This window comes from Oceanobacillus massiliensis str. N'diop (genome assembly GCF_000285495.1).
Lineage (GTDB): Bacteria > Bacillota > Bacilli > Bacillales > Amphibacillaceae > Oceanobacillus > Oceanobacillus massiliensis.
The window spans coordinates 1,112,289-1,129,385 of the sequence record NZ_HE610976.1 but is presented as its reverse complement, the minus strand read 5'-3'; the positions used below and the strand labels follow the sequence as shown (position 1 = coordinate 1,129,385).

At 42.6% G+C, this 17,097-nt stretch carries 13 protein-coding genes, 2 tRNA genes, 1 other RNA gene, 1 pseudogene and 1 other annotated feature; of the genes and pseudogenes, 4 read left to right on the top strand and 13 right to left on the bottom strand.

The window, feature by feature from the left end; translation table 11 throughout:
- Positions 1 to 268 precede the first annotated feature (268 nt).
- The 3 genes from OMHG_RS05330 to tadA all read right to left on the bottom strand — a co-directional run bounded on the left by OMHG_RS05330 (position 269) and on the right by tadA (position 2,427).
- Positions 269 to 1,306 carry an NADH:flavin oxidoreductase/NADH oxidase gene (locus tag OMHG_RS05330; protein WP_010648946.1) on the bottom strand — a complete coding sequence of 346 codons (1,038 nt, stop codon included), beginning with the start codon at positions 1,304 to 1,306 and terminating at the stop codon, positions 269 to 271.
- Between the two features lie 340 nt (positions 1,307 to 1,646).
- Positions 1,647 to 1,912: signal recognition particle sRNA large type (gene ffs, locus OMHG_RS17770), an RNA gene on the bottom strand.
- A 50-nt stretch (positions 1,913 to 1,962) separates the two neighbouring features.
- A complete protein-coding gene (gene tadA / locus OMHG_RS05325) occupies positions 1,963 to 2,427 on the bottom strand; it encodes a tRNA adenosine(34) deaminase TadA (protein ID WP_010648944.1) in 465 nt (154 codons plus the stop codon).
- 88 nt (positions 2,428 to 2,515) lie between these two features.
- Here tadA and OMHG_RS05320 point away from each other — a divergent pair, with 88 nt between their 5' ends.
- Both OMHG_RS05320 and OMHG_RS05315 read left to right on the top strand, forming a co-directional pair.
- Positions 2,516 to 3,049, top strand: coding sequence for a cysteine hydrolase family protein (locus OMHG_RS05320; RefSeq protein ID WP_010648943.1), 534 nt, complete (start codon positions 2,516 to 2,518; stop codon positions 3,047 to 3,049).
- Positions 3,050 to 3,112: 63 nt separating this feature from the next.
- On the top strand, positions 3,113 to 4,402 hold the full coding sequence (locus OMHG_RS05315) for a glycoside hydrolase family 18 protein (RefSeq protein ID WP_010648941.1): 1,290 nt from the start codon (positions 3,113 to 3,115) through the stop codon (positions 4,400 to 4,402).
- Positions 4,403 to 4,504: 102 nt separating this feature from the next.
- Here OMHG_RS05315 and OMHG_RS05310 read toward each other — a convergent pair whose 3' ends face one another.
- From OMHG_RS05310 to OMHG_RS05290, 5 genes are all read right to left on the bottom strand, one after another.
- A complete protein-coding gene (locus tag OMHG_RS05310) occupies positions 4,505 to 5,020 on the bottom strand; it encodes a type 1 glutamine amidotransferase domain-containing protein (protein WP_010648938.1) in 516 nt (171 codons plus the stop codon).
- 137 nt (positions 5,021 to 5,157) lie between these two features.
- On the bottom strand, positions 5,158 to 5,688 hold the full coding sequence (locus tag OMHG_RS05305; RefSeq protein WP_010648937.1) for a C40 family peptidase: 531 nt from the start codon (positions 5,686 to 5,688) through the stop codon (positions 5,158 to 5,160).
- 118 nt (positions 5,689 to 5,806) lie between these two features.
- On the bottom strand, positions 5,807 to 7,522 hold the full coding sequence (acsA, locus tag OMHG_RS05300) for an acetate--CoA ligase (protein WP_010648935.1): 1,716 nt from the start codon (positions 7,520 to 7,522) through the stop codon (positions 5,807 to 5,809).
- Positions 7,523 to 8,428: 906 nt separating this feature from the next.
- Positions 8,429 to 9,652, bottom strand: a complete 1,224-nt coding sequence (locus tag OMHG_RS05295; protein WP_010648933.1) for a dicarboxylate/amino acid:cation symporter — start codon at positions 9,650 to 9,652, stop codon at positions 8,429 to 8,431.
- 97 nt (positions 9,653 to 9,749) lie between these two features.
- Positions 9,750 to 9,825, bottom strand: a tRNA-Arg gene (locus tag OMHG_RS05290).
- 136 nt (positions 9,826 to 9,961) lie between these two features.
- On the opposite strand from OMHG_RS05290, the gene OMHG_RS05285 reads away from it, so the two are divergent.
- Together OMHG_RS05285 and OMHG_RS05280 are read left to right on the top strand one after the other, a co-directional pair.
- Positions 9,962 to 10,603: a deoxynucleoside kinase gene (locus tag OMHG_RS05285; protein WP_044476801.1), complete on the top strand. Its 642-nt coding sequence runs from the start codon at positions 9,962 to 9,964 to the stop codon at positions 10,601 to 10,603.
- A 16-nt stretch (positions 10,604 to 10,619) separates the two neighbouring features.
- A complete protein-coding gene (locus OMHG_RS05280; RefSeq protein WP_010648929.1) occupies positions 10,620 to 11,303 on the top strand; it encodes a deoxynucleoside kinase in 684 nt (227 codons plus the stop codon).
- Between the two features lie 50 nt (positions 11,304 to 11,353).
- On the opposite strand, the gene proC is transcribed toward OMHG_RS05280, so the two are convergent.
- The 5 genes and pseudogenes from proC to OMHG_RS05260 form a co-directional block, all read right to left on the bottom strand.
- Positions 11,354 to 12,166, bottom strand: coding sequence for a pyrroline-5-carboxylate reductase (gene proC, locus OMHG_RS05275; RefSeq protein WP_010648928.1), 813 nt, complete (start codon positions 12,164 to 12,166; stop codon positions 11,354 to 11,356).
- Positions 12,167 to 13,018: 852 nt separating this feature from the next.
- Positions 13,019 to 13,111 (bottom strand) — tRNA-Ser (locus tag OMHG_RS05270).
- A 46-nt stretch (positions 13,112 to 13,157) separates the two neighbouring features.
- Positions 13,158 to 13,286, bottom strand: a complete 129-nt coding sequence (locus OMHG_RS19225; protein ID WP_272913369.1) for a hypothetical protein — start codon at positions 13,284 to 13,286, stop codon at positions 13,158 to 13,160.
- A gap of 5 nt (positions 13,287 to 13,291) precedes the next feature.
- A pseudogene (gene serS / locus OMHG_RS05265) lies at positions 13,292 to 14,565 on the bottom strand (serine--tRNA ligase).
- Positions 14,566 to 14,630: 65 nt separating this feature from the next.
- Positions 14,631 to 14,855, bottom strand: a binding site (T-box leader).
- Between the two features lie 88 nt (positions 14,856 to 14,943).
- Positions 14,944 to 16,278, bottom strand: coding sequence for a serine hydrolase (locus OMHG_RS05260; RefSeq protein WP_010648926.1), 1,335 nt, complete (start codon positions 16,276 to 16,278; stop codon positions 14,944 to 14,946).
- Positions 16,279 to 17,097: the final 819 nt, after the last annotated feature.

The window sequence follows — 17,097 nt, the reverse complement described above, 5'->3', positions numbered from 1 at the left end:
AAAAGCGAAGACGCTAAGACCCCACAGAGAGCGAACTTTGCGAGCGAGGAGGCTTAGCGCGAGCCCGCGGAAAGCGTAGTGTATTTCCGGAGCGGGGATTTCCACACCATAATTTCTTTAAATAATTGACAGAGCAGCATAGTAATAGGAAATTCACTTTGGCTTTTTTGTCTTCAGAAAAAAGCATAGACGCCAAGACCCCACTAGATGCGCATGCTTTGGATACAAGAAGGGGCAGGTTTCCAAATTGAAAACCTGCCCATTTGCACTATTTTAATAAATGTTTTCTAAATGCTCGTTTGTACTGTACCGGCGGCTCTACTTGTCTTGCTACATCCTCAAGCGCATGCATGGACCAATAGGCATCCTGCAGCATTCCTCTGCCAATTGCGACAAGCTCAGCATCCTGATTGGCAAGTGTCGCTTCAGCCACATATGGATTCTCCAATATCCCTACTGCAATAATGGGAACATCCAACGCTTCTTTAAAAGCTCTGGCAAAAGGTACTTGATATCCTGGATGGTTTGCCGGTTTCACTTCTCCAGGAGCTGCTTCTCCACCACTGGAAATATGGAACATATCAATTCCCGCTTCTTTGTACTTTTTGGCCATTTCAATCGAATGGTCCAATCCGTATCCACCATCCATATATTCAACAGCGGATATTCGCATAAGCAATGGCATATCTTCAGGCATTACACTCTTCATCGCCTGTATAATTTCAACACCAAATTTAGATAGGTCTTTGCCATATTCATCTTCTCTATTATTAATCCCCGGTGAATGGAACTGATGGATTAAATAGCCATGTGCTCCATGAATTTCAATTGTATCGACACCCGCTTCCACTGCTCTTCTTGCAGCATCCTTAAACTGGGATATGGTCGCTTTAACTTCCTCGGTTGTTAATGCCCTCGGTGTTTTGCTGTCTGCAGATACTGGAAGGTCGGAAGGTCCAACAGGTGGATTTGCGTCCTCCGCCTTACGTCCGGCATGTGCAATTTGAATACCAATTTTAGAACCCTGTTTATGGACCCCGTCCACAATCTTTCTAAATGCCGGTACATGTTCATCCGACCATAAACCCAAATCATAATCGGTAATACGTCCGTCTGGATCCACATCCGTCATTTCTATTATAATCAGTCCTGTTCCACCTACTGCCCTGGAGACATAATGGACGAAATGCCAATCATTCGGAATACCATCTTTGGCCTCCACAGAATACTGGCACATTGGAGCCATAACAATTCGGTTTTTTAACGATAGGCCTTTCAGCGTATACGGTGCTTGCAGCATTGCCATAGAATCTACACTCCTTTTTATAAACATTGTTGTCCTTTAAGTTAAGACGGAACTCTTTCTTAAAGTAAACCTATCATATATATATATCGATTCGATTTCAAATAACCTGTTTTTATCTTTTTGCAGTGTTGAAAATGCTTTGTTAAAAGCTATGCCGATTTCCGCTCCTTGTCCTGCGTGAAGCAAAGATGATAAGCACTAGATGCACCTGCTGCTTCCGGTATTGCTTAGAAGTGGGATTTCTCGGTGCAAAGGAACCATATCTAGCAAATTTTATAATTTCCTGGACAACAAAAAAACCTTACCATATGGAATGGCAAGGTTTTTGATTACTATGTAGCCGTGCACCCACTTTCGATGCGACGTCCCTATGCGTTACTTAAGTTCATGGCTCGGCCTAGGCTTCCCCACGGCACACAAGAATATCCACTTACTGCTGCTTCCTTCCGGACCTGACAGGGTTCATGGGTTCCTGTTGCGCAGGACCCGGGCGTCAACACCACTCCCTTAAGGCAGACCATAAAATCGCCGCACCTCGAGTGGGAATTCAGCCTCGCTATAGCGGATTGCGAGTACAGGGCACCGCTACCTCCCCGCTTAGCACGGTATTTACTATTATAGCGATATGTGTAGAAAAATGCAATGGAAAATACCGGTTACGGTCGTTTTTTTCTTATTCGAAGCTCCCGGAAGAAATCTGTCAGTAATGCACCACATTCTTCCTTTAAAATATTCCTTGTCACTTTCACCTGGTGATTGAATCTCGGTTCATCCAAGAGGTTCATCAGGGTACCCGCACATCCTGCTTTCGGATCCGAAGCACCAAACACCACACGCTTGAATCGAGATTGCACAATGGCTCCGGCACACATTGGGCAAGGCTCCAGCGTTACATAAAGCGTGCATTCCTCAAGACGCCAGCTGCCCATTTTTTCATTGGCTTGCTGAATTGCAATCATTTCCGCATGTGATAGTGTAGTCTGTGAGGATTCGCGCAGATTATAACCTCTTGCAATAATTTCATCTCTGTATACAATGACCGCACCAATTGGAACCTCATCTAAGGCCCTTGCTTTCTTGGCTTCTTCAATCGCAGCTTGCATAAATTTTTCATCTATCATCTCATCACAACTCTTTTTATATAGTTTGAAAGACCCGTAAAAGGGAAATAAATAAGCTAATCATGGTTTTCTATAAAGGAGATTTCAAATGGATAAATCACTATCAAAGACTGCAGTGATCATTGTCGATATCATTAATAATTTCGATTTTGACGGGGGCGACAACCTGTTTCAGCATACAAAAGAGATTCTCCCAAATCTTATTAATCTGAAAAAGTTTGCCAAAGAAAATGACCTGCCTCTCATTTATGTTAATGATCATTATGGTTTATGGCAAGCAGATTTCAATAAAATCATCAATTACTGCAAAAATGAAAAAAGCAGTGAAATTATCGAGATCATGAAACCTGATGACAATGATTACTTCCTGATTAAACCACAGCACTCTGCATTTTTCCAGACACCACTCCAATCCTTGCTCACTGAACTTGATAAGACAGATTTGATCATGGCAGGAATAGCTGGAGATATTTGCATTCTTTTTTCCGCCAAGGATGCCTATATGTACATGTACGATATTCACGTGCCGAAAAACTGTATGGCTTCTGAGCGTAAAGATAATAATGATTATGCCTTATACCTGATGAACTCTGTCATGAAAGCAAATATTGATCCTGTTTAAGTCATATCCAATGATTCCTTCTCATAACATTGTTATAGAGTAAACAATAGAGGAGGAAGTTTTTTGCAAATACATGTTGTAAGCCAAGGAGAGAACCTGTCCTCCATTGCCAATACATATAATTCAACTGCTGCTGCCATTACAGATGCCAATGAACTCGATGCTCCTAATGATCTTGTCGTTGGGCAGGCACTGGTCATACCGATTGTTGGTCAGTTTTACTTTGTTCAGCCTGGCGATAGTCTATACTCGATTGGAAATCGATTTGGCATTTCGTATCTGGAATTGTCCCGTATCAATAATATTCCGGTTGAGCTTACTCTACCCGTCGGTTTTCGTCTCTATATCCCAGAAGCAAATAAGCCGCCGATCACTTCCTATGCGTATATCGAACCATTTGGTGATACCGTTTCAGAAACATTGGAAAATGCTGCAGTAAAAAACTCTCCCTATCTTACCTATCTTGCCTTATTCAGTTATCAGGTCAATCGGGATGGTTCATTGAATCCACCACCTATCGGAAACTTACGTGAAACGGCAGATAGTAATAATACTGCGATGACAATGGTTGTAACCAATCTGGAGGAAGGTGGATTCAGTGATGAGCTTGGGCACATTATTCTCACTGTCCAAGCCGTTCAAAATACATTGCTGGACAATATTGTTAACACCGCAACTGCAGGGGGATTTAAAGATGTTCACTTTGACTTTGAATTTCTGCTTGCCGAGGACAGGGAAGCATATAATCGTTTCCTGCGCCGCGCAAGAGAAAGACTATCCCAACAAAATTTATTGCTTTCTACAGCGCTTGCGCCAAAAACAAGCGCTGAACAAACAGGACAGTGGTATGAGGCACATGACTATGCTGCACATGGGGAAATAGTTGACTTCGTCGTTCTGATGACATATGAATGGGGCTATAGCTATGGACCGCCTCTAGCTGTGTCGCCAATTAACGAAGTAAGAGGGGTCATCGAATATGCCACAAGTGAAATCCCGTCCAATAAAATATTAATGGGCCAAAATTTATATGGCTATGACTGGACACTTCCCTTTGTTGAAGGGGGGCCAGCAGCAGATGCTGTAAGTCCGCAGCAGGCAATTACAATTGCCCGGGAAAACAATGTGGCTATCCAGTATGATCAAGAAGCACAGGCACCTTTTTTTACCTATACCGGCACAGAAGGATCGGAGCATGAGGTTTGGTTTGAGGATGCCAGGTCCATCCAGGCAAAATTTGATCTGATCCGGGAGTTCAATTTATTGGGGATTGCCTATTGGAAGCTTGGGTTAGCCTTCCCTCAAAACTGGCTATTGCTGAATGACCAATTTACCATTACCAAAATTGAATAAGTATTCGGGCTGGAGTTAGCGCTGTTGTTATTTTAGCAATGTTATCCAAACCAAGTAAAAAAGGATCTCCAACGTAAAAATTGGAGATCCTTTTTAGTTATATTATGCTAACACATTTAAAGATTCACGATTAAACGCTGGGATATCATCCGGCTGACGGCTTGTCACTAATTGGTTTTGGCAGACCACAACTTCCTTGTCCGCTACGTTTGCACCAGCGTATTCCATATCGACCTGAATGGATTTATAACCTGTTGCATCGCGGCCTTCCAAGGTTTTTGCCGTAATAAGCAGCTGCGGACCGTGACAAATTGCAAATACTGGTTTTTTCTCATCCATAAAGTGTTTTGTAAATTTTACGAAACGGTCATCGGCACGTAATTGATCCGGAGAAAACCCACCAGGGATAAACAGTGCATCAAAGTCACTTGGATTCACTTCATCAATACCATAATCAATGGTTACGGTAGCTTCTTTATTTTTCCCTGTTACTTCTTTTCCTTTTTCCTTTTCAATCGTCACCACTTCATGACCAGCTTCTTTAAAGGCATCTGCCGGACTGGTATATTCAACATCCTCGAACATATCTGTTATGACTGTTGCTATTTTTTTACCCATTATTATCCGCTCCTCCTTTTAAGTGATTCATAATAAGTTTTCCCACTGCACAGAAATTGAAACGTCCTTTTTTCCTATGCTGCAAATAACCTTATTATCCGGTCCAGGATAAATAGCCCGTCTCCAGATAAAAATCTTTACCTCATATGGACATCATAATCAAAGATACCGATTTTGATCAGATTCCGGTAAATTTCAGCTGGCATGATATAGCGATGCGCTCCTTCTGTTATCGCACGGACAGTTAAATCAACCTGACCATCGTTCCCAAAATAAAATGCCTGCCAGACAAATTTGGAGCAATAATTGTTCTCAATGTCTTTCAGATCGCTTGTATAGACATAGGATCCTACATATCCAATATGTTCCATGGCCCATTCCGCAGCTTTTTTTGCCTTTATGGTATCGTCCGATCTCAAAATGGTTAATCTTTCTCCTGGTTTATGCCTGCTCAGATACGTCGGCATCTCGTCGGCATGTCCTTTTTTGCCCCATTTATTTACATGGTAGATCCGATAATCGAGACCGACAATCCCTGAGTGCCCAACAAGGAAAGAGGACAGGGCTGTTTTATGGGAATAAAGCACATCTCCAGGCAGCATCCGAATCGGGGTGCCAGGATAATAATGGATTTTATTCACTGTTTGCAAGTGCTGTCGCTTTTCCATTGTGGATGTTCTCCTCTGCTTGTTCATACACCTAGTATAGAACACCAAACAATTGATAAAAAGGAAAAACCTTGGTTTCCACCGCTAAATCTAGTGACAGAAACCAAGGTTGCCATTGTTAATCTTCCAATGTGGATGTATCGCCAGTCGGCAGTCCCAACTCCCATGACTTCAAGAGCCGGCGCATGATTTTACCGCTTCTTGTCTTAGGGATGCTGTCCTTCACCTCAATTTCCCTTGGTGCAGCATGGGCGCTTAATCCCGTTTTGACAAACTTGCGGATATCCTCCAGTAATTCACTCGTATTCTCATAGCCGTCATTTAATGTGATAAAGGCCTTGATTATCTCGCCTCGCTCTGGATCCGGCTTGCCGATTACGCCTGCTTCAGAAACTGCTGGATGTTCAATCAATTTGCTTTCCACCTCAAATGGTCCGACACGCTCACCCGAAGTATTGATAACATCATCCAATCGGCCCTGGAACCAGAAATAGCCGTCTTCATCACGGTAAGCGCTATCCCCGGACACATACCAGCCATTGATAAAATAACTTTCGTATTTAGATGGGTTTTTCCATACTTGCCGCATCATGGACGGCCAGCCTTCTTTAATTGCAAGGTTGCCCATCTGATTCGGAGGAATTTCATTTCCTTCATTGTCGACTATCGATGCCTCGATACCCGGTATTGGCCTCCCCATCGAACCCGGCCGTATTTCCAATGCTGGCAGGTTAACAATCAACTGTGCTCCCGTTTCTGTCATCCACCATGTATCATGAATCCGTAAATCGAACGCCTTCAACCCCCATGTGATCACTTCCGGATTAAGCGGTTCACCGACACTTAAGACATGGCGGAGCGATGAGAGATCATATTTCTTAACTGCCTCTTCCCCAAAGCTTACAAGCATCCGTAATGCTGTTGGTGCCGTATACCATACAGTTACCTGATTTGCTTCCAAAGTCTTATACCAATCATCCGGTGTAAACCGGCCGCCCCTGATCACATTCGTAATGCCATGCAGCCAAGGCGCAAAAATCCCGTAGCTTGTTCCGGTTACCCAGCCAGGGTCGGCAGTACACCAGTATACATCGTCTTCCTTTAAATCGAGCACCCATTCAGCTGTTGCATAATGCTGAATCATTGCATGATGAACATGCAGTATTCCTTTTGGCTTGCCGGTAGATCCGGAAGTGTAATGCAGCAGCATACCATCCTCCAAATCCACCCATTCGATGGAAAAGTCAACAGATGCTGCTTCCATCTCCTTATGGTAATCAATATACGGATCATCCGCTTCATTGCTCTCCCCGACCAGGATTATCTTTTCCAGGTCTGGAAGTTCTTTCTGGGGCACACGATATAACAGTTCAGGGGTTGTAATCAGTACCTTTGCCTCACTATCCTGAAGGCGATCCCTTACTGCCTGCTCCATAAAGGCCTCAAATAATGGTCCGGCAATCGCTCCTATTTTTAAAATACCAAAGAATGCAGCATAAAACTCAGGACCTCTCGGCATGAAAAGAAATACACGGTCCCCCTTGTTCACCTGATATTTCCTAAGGACATTTGCAAACTGGTTGCTTTGCTCGCTCAATTGCCCAAATGTTACCTTCTCTTCTCTGTCCGGAGAGGAATAAAGTAAAGCAGCCTTATCCCTTTTTGCTGGATCTGCTGCATGCCGGTCAATTGCCTCATATGCCATATTTACTTTTCCTGTTGAATGCCATGTGAAATTCTTTTTAACATCTTCCCAATTGAAACTTTCCCGCGCTTTTTCATAGTCTTTCAGATTATGATCGCCTTCTCTTGCAGGCACAACTTGCATATCCATTTCATCACCCCATGTTAGAATTTGCAAACGATTACATTTCTAATTACATAAAATAGTTAAAACATTTAGGTAACTGATTCTATTTTAGAACATTCTGTGACAATTTTAAAGTATTTCGTCTTTAAATTTGGCTCTTTTCGTAAGTATTGTTGTTATTTCTAACTTTATATTTGATGGAAACAGACAATAAATGATGGGTGTTTTATCCCAACTCCGGAAATACACTTCGCTTTCCGCGGGCTCGCGCTAAGCCTCCTCGCTCGCAAAGTTCGCTCTCTGTGGGGTCTTAGCGTCTTCGCTTTCCCGCTGGAGTCTCCGTGTATTTCCTCCGTTGGGATTTGGCTTTCTGAATCAAATTACTGATATTCAATTATTAAACTTATTGATTGGAGCGCAGGGACAGTCGACTCCAGCGGGAATAGCAACAGCTGAAGATCCCGCAAGAAGCCGGGCTTGCTTCTGAGGAAGCTGAAGCGTTGCCCGCGGAAAGCGACTGCCCGGAGCGAAAATCGGCCGAAGCAGGTATCGTATTTTTGAGTTTTATTCTTATTCGATTGTATTATAATAAATCCTTAAACAATTTGAGATTGTTGGTCAAATCCCAGTAGGTACAGCGGGAAAAGCAACGGCTGAAGATCCCGCAGGAAGTGGGTTTCTTCCGAGGAAGCTGAGAGTGCCCGCCGCGGAAAGCGACTGCCTGGAGTGGAAATCGGCCGGAGCAGTTATCGTATTTACTAACTGCCTTCTTTATAGAATAAAGTCATAAATAATTTGAGATGGTTGTTAGAAGCCAAGGAAGTACAGTGGGAAAAACAACAATCTTTGAGAAAACAGCCTTAAATTTAAAAAAAGATGCTGTCCAATTAAAAAGCCCTCCCATACTTAAGGGAGGGCCAACTTCTATTGTCAGGATGCTTTCATTTCCTTGCGCTTTTCTTTTTCAGAGATAATATATGCACATGTTGCATCCCCTGTAATATTTAGAGAGGTGCGCAGCATATCAAGCAGACGGTCAACACCGATTACCAGTGCGATTCCTTCTACCGGAAGACCAACCTGGCTCAGTACCATGGCAAGCATTAACATACCAACTCCCGGCACACCAGCCGTTCCCACACTTGCCAGCGTCGCCGTTAAAACGACCATGAGCAAATCAGTGAAATCCAATGGTATGGCATAAACCTGTGAAATAAACACTGTTGCAACAGCCTGCATGATTGCCGTACCATCCATATTGATCGTTGCACCCAAGGGCTGGACGAAAGTGCTGATTTCTTTTTTCACTCCCAATTTTTCCTGAAGTGTTTTCATAGCAATCGGTAAGGATGCATTGGAACTTGATGTACTGAAACCTACAGACATTGCCGGGAAGAACGCTTTATAGAAATGAAGCGGATTTGCTTTTCCCAGTCCCCAAATAGCGAGACTATACGTAAATGCACCATGGATGAATAAACCGAGAATCACGGCAACCAGATACATCGCCATCGATCCAAGTGCGTCCAGACCAGCATCCCCGATAGACGAAGCGATTAATGCAAAGGCACCATACGGAGCTGCTTTCATGACAGTATTTACAAGCCAATTCAATATTTCATTTGCCTGTTCGAATAAGCTACGGATGCCAGCTGTTTTCTCTCCAAGGAATGCCAGCGCTACCCCTATGAAAATGGCAAATGCAATAATTTGCAGCATCTCTCCGGAAGCCATCGATGCAATTGGATTATCCGGAATGATATTAACCAATGTTTCCATTACAGGCGGTACTTCCTCTGCCTCAAATTCAGCATTTTCGACATCAAACACGCCTTCTTTACCTGGTTCCAGGATATAACCGATACTCAATCCGATTGCAATCGCAATTGCTGTGCTGATAAGGAAAAAGGTAACCGCAGAAACACCAATTTTCCCTAGCTTGGCCGGATCGCCAACTCCAGCTGTTCCAAGTGTGATCGAAACAAACACCAGCGGCACGACAAGCATCATTATTAAATTAATAAATATTTCGCCGACCGGGCCAAGTAAATATGTATCAAGTCCTGTAAAAACCTTATCGGATGCAAATGTTAGGGCTATCCCCGCAATAATCCCTAGAATGAGGGCAATTATAATCTTTTTTGTTAGACTCATGTAGTTTGTCCTCTCTATATATAGATTGACTGGTAATATGTGATAAAGATGCAATAAACAAAGTGATGGATAGAGGAAAAGGATATGCTTGAAAAAGTGGTGGCCCCGGCAGGATTCGAACCTGCGGCACACGGTTTAGGAAACCGATGCTCTATCCCCTGAGCTACGAGGCCAGATTTTTCAGAGAACATAACCCATTATACTAAAAATTTATCAGATTGTAAATTCTTCTATTCTTATAGTAGAAGGGAACATTCTATGATAAAATATAAGACATCTGTCTATGTAACCGTGATTGGAGGAATAGCGATGGCAGAAGTGCCGTTCATTGCAATTGAAGGACCGATTGGCATAGGGAAAACATCCCTCGCAAAGAAGTTATCCAGTCATTTTGATTTTCATTTATTAAAAGAAATTGTTGAGGAAAATCCATTCCTTGGCAAATTTTATAATGATATCGATGAATGGAGTTTCCAGACGGAAATGTTTTTTTTATGCAATCGTTATAAACAGTTGGAAGATATAGAGAAGAAATACCTGAATTCCAGTAAACCAGTTATTGCTGATTACCATATATCAAAGAATATGATTTTCGCAAAGCGTACTTTACAGCAGGACAAGTTTGAAAAGTACGAGCAAATTTATCAAATACTTACCGCTGATATGCCTGTTCCCAACATGCTCATCTATCTGAATGCAAGTCTGGATACCATTTTGGAACGCATACGCAAGCGTGGAAGAGATATCGAGCAAAATATTAAGACTTCCTATCTGGAACAGCTTGCACATGATTACGAGGATTTTATGAATGAATTTGAATTGTTGCATCCCGAAATACCAGTGATTCGGATTAATGGGGATACAACCGATTTTGTCCATTACCAGGATGATCTGGATAACATTATCAAGATGGTTAATAACCATTTAGACAATGCAGCGATTAAAAGATAACAAAGGGGAAGCCTACATGAATTTAAGAGACAAATACCATATCCCAAATGACAGTGTCATCACAATTGCCGGTACTGTTGGAGTTGGGAAATCAACGATGACAAAGGCACTTGCAAATGCATTGAATTTTAAAACTTCTTTTGAGAAAGTGGATACAAATCCGTATCTGGAAAAATTCTATGATGACTTCGAACGCTGGAGTTTTCATCTGCAGGTCTATTTCCTTGCAGAACGCTTTAAGGAACAAAAGAAAATGTTTGAGTATGGCGGAGGATTCATCCAGGATCGCTCCATCTATGAAGATACAGGGATATTTGCCAAAATGCATTACGACAAAGGAACCATGTCACCAACAGATTATGAGACCTATACCCATCTGTTTGAGGCAATGGTGATGACACCCTACTTCCCGCATCCGGACCTGCTTATTTATTTGGAAGGATCTCTTGAAGAAGTATTAAGCAGGATTCAAGTACGCGGTCGTGAGATGGAAAAAAGCACACCTGTCAGCTATTGGGAAGAGATGTATAAACGTTACAATAATTGGATCGATAATTTTAACGCATGTCCCATCTTGCGAATCAATATTTCCGATTATGATCTAATGAAGGAAGAAGATTCCATTGAACAGATTCTGGAGAAGGTCGGGTCCTTCATGCAGCACTCCAGACGCCACACGCGAAAAGAATTAATCAAGTAATACCAATACAGGTAAGACTAAAAAGGATGCTCCATAGACGGAGCATCCTTTTAATTTTTGCCTAGATCGATGGAACGATTCCTGGCATGGTTAACGCAGGAAGCAATCATTTCCTGAAAGCCGTGGTGTTTCAGATCATTGATCCCTGCCTCAGTTGTACCACCAGGACTCGTAATATTTTTCCTTAGCACTGCCGGTTTCTCGCCTGACTGCTGCAGCATTTCCCCGGCGCCAATCACTGTTTGGGCAATTAATTCGGAGGCGGTGTTATGATCAAGTCCCGCTTCAATAGCTGCTTTCTCCAGCGCTTCCACTAAATAATAGATATATGCAGGCCCACTTCCAGAAATGGCGGTGACGGTATGCATATCCTTTTCATCGACAATCTTAGTGATGCCAACGGTCTGGAATAACTCATCTGTCAGCTGTATATGGTCCTCATTAGCATAGCTACCAGGAGAAATGGCGGTCGCAGAACTCCCGATAAGTGCGGATGTATTAGGCATTACGCGCACAACGGGAATGTTCAGCCCGGCGGCATGCTCGATATCTGTTGCGGTAATTCCTGCCATGGCAGAAATAATCAGCTGGTTCTTGTTCAGGTAGCTTTTGATCGATGCTAAAGATGCCTTAGCATCATGTGGCTTCATGGCTAAAATGATGATATCCGCATTCCTTGTCAGCTCCTCTTTCCATGCGCTGCACTGAACCTGATAACGATCCTGTATATAGGCTAGCCGCTCCGTATTGTCTTTATTGGTGACATAGATATTCTCTTTTACTACCACTTCTGCTTTGATAATCCCCGCAATGAGTGCCTCCGCAAGGGAACCGGCTCCTATAAATGCAATTTTCCTATCCATCCTTTTACCTCCCCAAAATTAAAAAAACCGATGTCACATCCTGCTAAAAGGACGGAATCAGTTTTCCGCGGTACCACCTAATTTGGCATAAAAGCCCATCTCTAATTGGTAACACAGTCCTCTATCGGACAAACTATGTATTACTGGCCTAATCACCGTCTTGAATATTCATTTATTGCTTGAACTATAATCAATGGCTACTGTTTTGTCAAGGAGACGATATATTTCAAAAAGGCCGCCGCAGGAATAAAAAAAGGCTGTTTTCTCAAAGTTTGTTGTTTTTACATAAAACATATAAAATGCGACGTACCATCAACAGCCGATTTCCGCTCCATCTCAAAGACATGATTATTTAGAAATTTAATAATTAATTATGTTAAGATGCTGGACCGCTTAACACAACGGAGGAAATACACGGAGACTCCTTGAAATTGCATTCGCAATTTCTGCGTGCGATGCATTGCTGATGAAGCATTCCTTGTCCTGCGGGAAAAGCGAAGACGATAAGACCCCGCTAGATGCACCTGCGTCTTCTAGTTACGCTTCGCAGTATGCTTCCTCGGTGCAAGGGAACAAAGAAGTAAACGCAAGTAGTACCCTGGCTTAGCGCGAGCCCGCGGAAAGCGAAGTGTATTTCCGGAGTGCGGATAAAGCACCAATGATTTCTACTTACGTCGCAGTTTTCATCAAATACAGAGTTAGAAATAACAACAATACTTACGAAAAGAGCCTAAAAAAAGCAGTCCAATTATGGCGCTAATTGAACTGCTTCTTGATCTCTTATGTAAAGTTTTGTTTGCCAGATTCTTAAAGTTAAGAATGGTCTCCAATCGTTAGCCACATAAATAAAAATGGAGGAGGTAGAGGGATTCGAACCCCCGCGCGGTTTGACCCGCCTGTCGGTTTTCAAGACCGATCCCTTCAGCCGGACTTGGGTATACCTCCGTATAACGACAAGAATTAATATAACATGCTCGAAATTTGTTGTCAATTATTTTTTGATATTTTTTTGGATGTTCCATTTCCACTCTGGATAGTCGTTTACCGGCATACGGATAAGGGGTTCATCGACTGCCAGAATCAGCAAAAAAAGAGAGGAAGCAGCTGCCTCCCCTATCATGTCATTTACTGAATGATCTCTTTTCCTCCCATATATGGGCGAAGTACTTCCGGTACAATCACCGTTCCATCCTGCTGCTGGTAATTTTCCAGAATAGCAGCAACCGTACGGCCAATTGCAAGGCCGGAACCATTTAACGTATGCACATATTCAGGTTTTCCTTTTGCGTCTCTGCGGAAGCGAATACCAGCACGGCGCGCCTGAAAATCCTCAAAATTGGAGCAAGAAGAGATTTCACGGTACGTGTCCTGACTTGGAATCCAAACCTCTATATCATACTTTTTGGCTGCAGTGAAGCCCAGGTCTCCTGTACACATGCTCATGACGCGATATGGCAATTCTAACAGCTGCAGCACCTTTTCAGCAGCGCCCGTTAAGGTTTCCAATGCCTCATAGGAATCTTCTGGTTTCACAAAATTAACCAACTCCACTTTATTAAACTGGTGCTGACGGATCAACCCGCGAGTATCGCGTCCCGCAGAACCGGCTTCTGAACGGAAGCTCGCACTATATGCTACATATTTCTTCGGCAATTCCTCAGCGCTCAATATTTCATCACGATGATAATTGGTGACAGGAACTTCAGCTGTCGGGACCATAAAATAATCCCAATTCTCGAGTTTAAAGGCATCTTCTTCAAATTTAGGAAGCTGGCCTGTTCCCGTCATACTAGCTCGGTTGACAATGGACGGCGGCAGCATTTCCGTGTAACCATGTTCTTCTGCATGGAGGTCCATCATAAAGTTCAATAAAGCACGTTCAAGCCTTGCACCTAATCCTTTATAAAAACAAAACGGCTGCCTGTTACCTTTCCGGCACGCTCAAAGTCCAGGATGTTAAGGTTTGTAGCAATATCCCAGTGTGGCTGTATGGCAAAATCAAAATTCGGCACATTTCCCCATTTACGCGCTTCAATATTATCATCTTCGCTCTCACCCACAGGGACACTTTCATGAGGAATATTTGGAATTGACAGCATGATCTGCTGCAGCTCTTCCTCTATTTCCTTCAACTCTTTATCAAGCACGGCAATTTTTTCACCTACTTGACGCATTTCTTTAATAGCAGGTTCGGCATCCTTTTTCTCTTTCTTTAATACAGAAATCTGTTTGGTCGCTTCATTTCGCTCTGCCTTAAGAGCTTCTGTCTCTGCAATCAGCTCGCGGCGCCTTTCATCCAGATCACCAAACTTGGCCAATTCTGTCAGATCTTCCCCACGATGTGAAAGTTTTTGCTGTACCTCTTCAAGATTAGTTCGTAAATACTTCATGTCCAGCATGAAAATTCCTCCTTTTTCCATTTCTGCAGTTATTTAAAAGAAAACAAAAAACTCCCGTCCCTGTAAATAGGGACGAGAGTATAATTCCCGCGTTGCCACCCTTGTTGAAGATGCAAGATCTTCCGGCTCACAGTTTTTAACGGTACTTAACCGGGTTTACTTACTTCGGATATAATCCTTTCCATAAACCAGTTCAAGGATGGATTCACAGTTATCTGACACCGATTCCCACCAGCCATCGGCTCTCTTGAGTAAGACATACTGCTACTGCTTCCTATCAATACATTTGCATTTAATTATTGTTATCATAATCAATTTCAGTTAAAGATGCAAGTCTTTCTGATTCCGTCACTATCTGAGATCTGGATCAATTGCTGCTTAGCTGAACAATCCTTTAACCCAATCCACCGAAGTGGTGAATAAATTAGCAAAGAAATCGCCAACTGCTCCTAATGAAAGCATCAACCAATTGGACTTTTCCACTGCCTCATTTGTCACAAGGTCGATTTGCCCGGTTGATCCGGAGAAAATATAACCATAATCCGTTTCGCCATCAAATACCAATTCTGCTGATCCGATTACTTCTCCTTGCTCGATTGGAGCGATCAATTCGCCATCTTCATTTAATTTATCCTCATCAATATGATATTCAAGGCTATAGGAATCTTCTTCACCTGCTTGGATAGGAACCGTATATCCTTCACTTAATGAAACATTAACGGCATCTTCTTTTCCTTTTGCAACAGGTAAAGTCTCTTGTCCTTCAAGCTGATGGCCAGCAGGGAACAATTCCTGTGTCTTAAATTGATTATAGCCATGATCCAGTAACTTGGCAGTTTCTTCAAAGCGTTGTGTTTCACTTCCTGTTTTCATAACAACAGAGATTAGTCGCTGACCATTTCTCAAAGCTGTCCCTGTAAAGCTATAGCCGGCAAGATCCGTGTAACCGGTTTTTAATCCATCTACACCTTCATAGAAAAATTGACCTAAGTTGGCTCCTTCATGTGGGAGCATATAGTTCCAGTTTGTAATAGTCTGTCCATCAAATTCTGTTTCAGGTACCTTTGATATTTCCAAGGCTTCCGGATAATCATTTACCAGATGATATGCCAGCAATGCAGCAGAACGGGCGGATAACAAATTGGTTCCGTTCGGATCTGTGCCTTCTGGATGGTTATTGCCAAGGTCTTCATTATCAAGCCCAGTGGCATTTACAAATTTATACTCAGTCAATCCCATTTCTTCTGCCTTTTGATTCATCATCTTGACAAATTCACCTTCCGAACCTGCTATCAGTTCAGCTAAGGCAATAGTGGTCGCATTATCGGAATTAATCGCCATTGCTTTATATAATTCCTGAACAGTATAATCCTGCTGCTGTTTTAATCCGACACCGGAAAAGTCGTTATTTGCAGAGATGCTGTATGGATAATCACTAATTTGTGTTGTCGTATCCCAGGTGATTTCCCCGTTTTCGATAGCTTCCCATACAAGATATTCTGTCATCATTTTTGTCATGCTTGCTGGTGGCAGTGCTACATCCGGGCTTTTGGCATATAAGATTTTCCCAGTATTACCGTCGACAAGAATAGCTGATTGAGCCTTTAAATCAAATGTTTCGGCTTTTGCAGTGACTGGCTGCATGATGATTGATGTCATCAATAACAATGTTGCCAGTATCCATGATAGAGTTTTCTTTTTGTTGTGTTTCAACTTTCTGTACCTCCATATTTAAGTATATCTTTATTGTTTGCATCTTTATTTTTATTCGCATATGCATCTTTGTTATTTTACCATAGAAAAAAATAAAAAAATAGATGAGGATAGTCCTCCCCTTCTATTTTTTATTGAGTAATATGACAGATATGTGGCAATTATGTTAGTTAATGGCACATTTCGTTAAGCTTTGTCGTTTTAATTCAAGCTAGCTTGATAGAAGCTCCAACGTAACTAGAAACGATTGGTGCTTTATCTCCGATTGGGTAAATGCACTATACTTTCTGCAGGTGTATTTTTTCTGCTTATATGTTCTGCCCAAAATTACCGAAATTATGGTGAGCTACCACACTCAGGAAATACACTGCACTTTCCGCGGGCTCGCGCTAAGCCAGGGTACTACTTGCGATTGCTAGTGGAATCTTAGTATCTTCGGTTTTTCTGAAGATGAAAAAGCCAAAGTGGATTACCTCATTTCTATGCTTTTCTGTCAATTATTTATAAAAATTATAGTGTGGTAATCGCCACTCCGGAAATACACTTCGCTTTCCGCGGGCTCGCGTTAAGCCTCCTCGCTCGCAAAGTTCGCTCTCTGTGGGGTCTTAGCGTCTTCGCTTTCCCGCTAGAGTCTCCGTGTATTTCCTCCGTTGTGATTTGGCTTTCTGAATCAAATTACTGATATTCAATTATTAAGCTTATTGATTGGAGCGCAGGGCAGTCGACTCCAGCGGGAAAAGCAACAGCTGAAGATCCCGCAGGAAGTGGGTTTCTTCCGAGGAAGCTGAAGCGTTGCCCGCGGAAAGCGACTGCCCGGAG

Bases quoted from the DNA above. Each gene is read 5' to 3' on its own strand.
- OMHG_RS05310 (WP_010648938.1), bottom strand. From the start codon at position 5,020: ATGGGTAAAAAAATAGCAACAGTCATAACAGATATGTTCGAGGATGTT.
- acsA (WP_010648935.1), bottom strand. From the start codon at position 7,522: ATGGATATGCAAGTTGTGCCTGCAAGAGAAGGCGATCATAATCTGAAA.
- OMHG_RS05305 (WP_010648937.1), bottom strand. From the start codon at position 5,688: ATGGAAAAGCGACAGCACTTGCAAACAGTGAATAAAATCCATTATTAT.
- OMHG_RS05280 (WP_010648929.1), top strand. From the start codon at position 10,620: ATGAATTTAAGAGACAAATACCATATCCCAAATGACAGTGTCATCACA.
- OMHG_RS05330 (WP_010648946.1), bottom strand. From the start codon at position 1,306: ATGGCAATGCTGCAAGCACCGTATACGCTGAAAGGCCTATCGTTAAAA.
- proC (WP_010648928.1), bottom strand. From the start codon at position 12,166: ATGGATAGGAAAATTGCATTTATAGGAGCCGGTTCCCTTGCGGAGGCA.
- tadA (WP_010648944.1), bottom strand. From the start codon at position 2,427: ATGATAGATGAAAAATTTATGCAAGCTGCGATTGAAGAAGCCAAGAAA.
- OMHG_RS05320 (WP_010648943.1), top strand. From the start codon at position 2,516: ATGGATAAATCACTATCAAAGACTGCAGTGATCATTGTCGATATCATT.
- OMHG_RS19225 (WP_272913369.1), bottom strand. From the start codon at position 13,286: ATGATAGGGGAGGCAGCTGCTTCCTCTCTTTTTTTGCTGATTCTGGCA.
- OMHG_RS05295 (WP_010648933.1), bottom strand. From the start codon at position 9,652: ATGAGTCTAACAAAAAAGATTATAATTGCCCTCATTCTAGGGATTATT.
- OMHG_RS05285 (WP_044476801.1), top strand. From the start codon at position 9,962: ATGGCAGAAGTGCCGTTCATTGCAATTGAAGGACCGATTGGCATAGGG.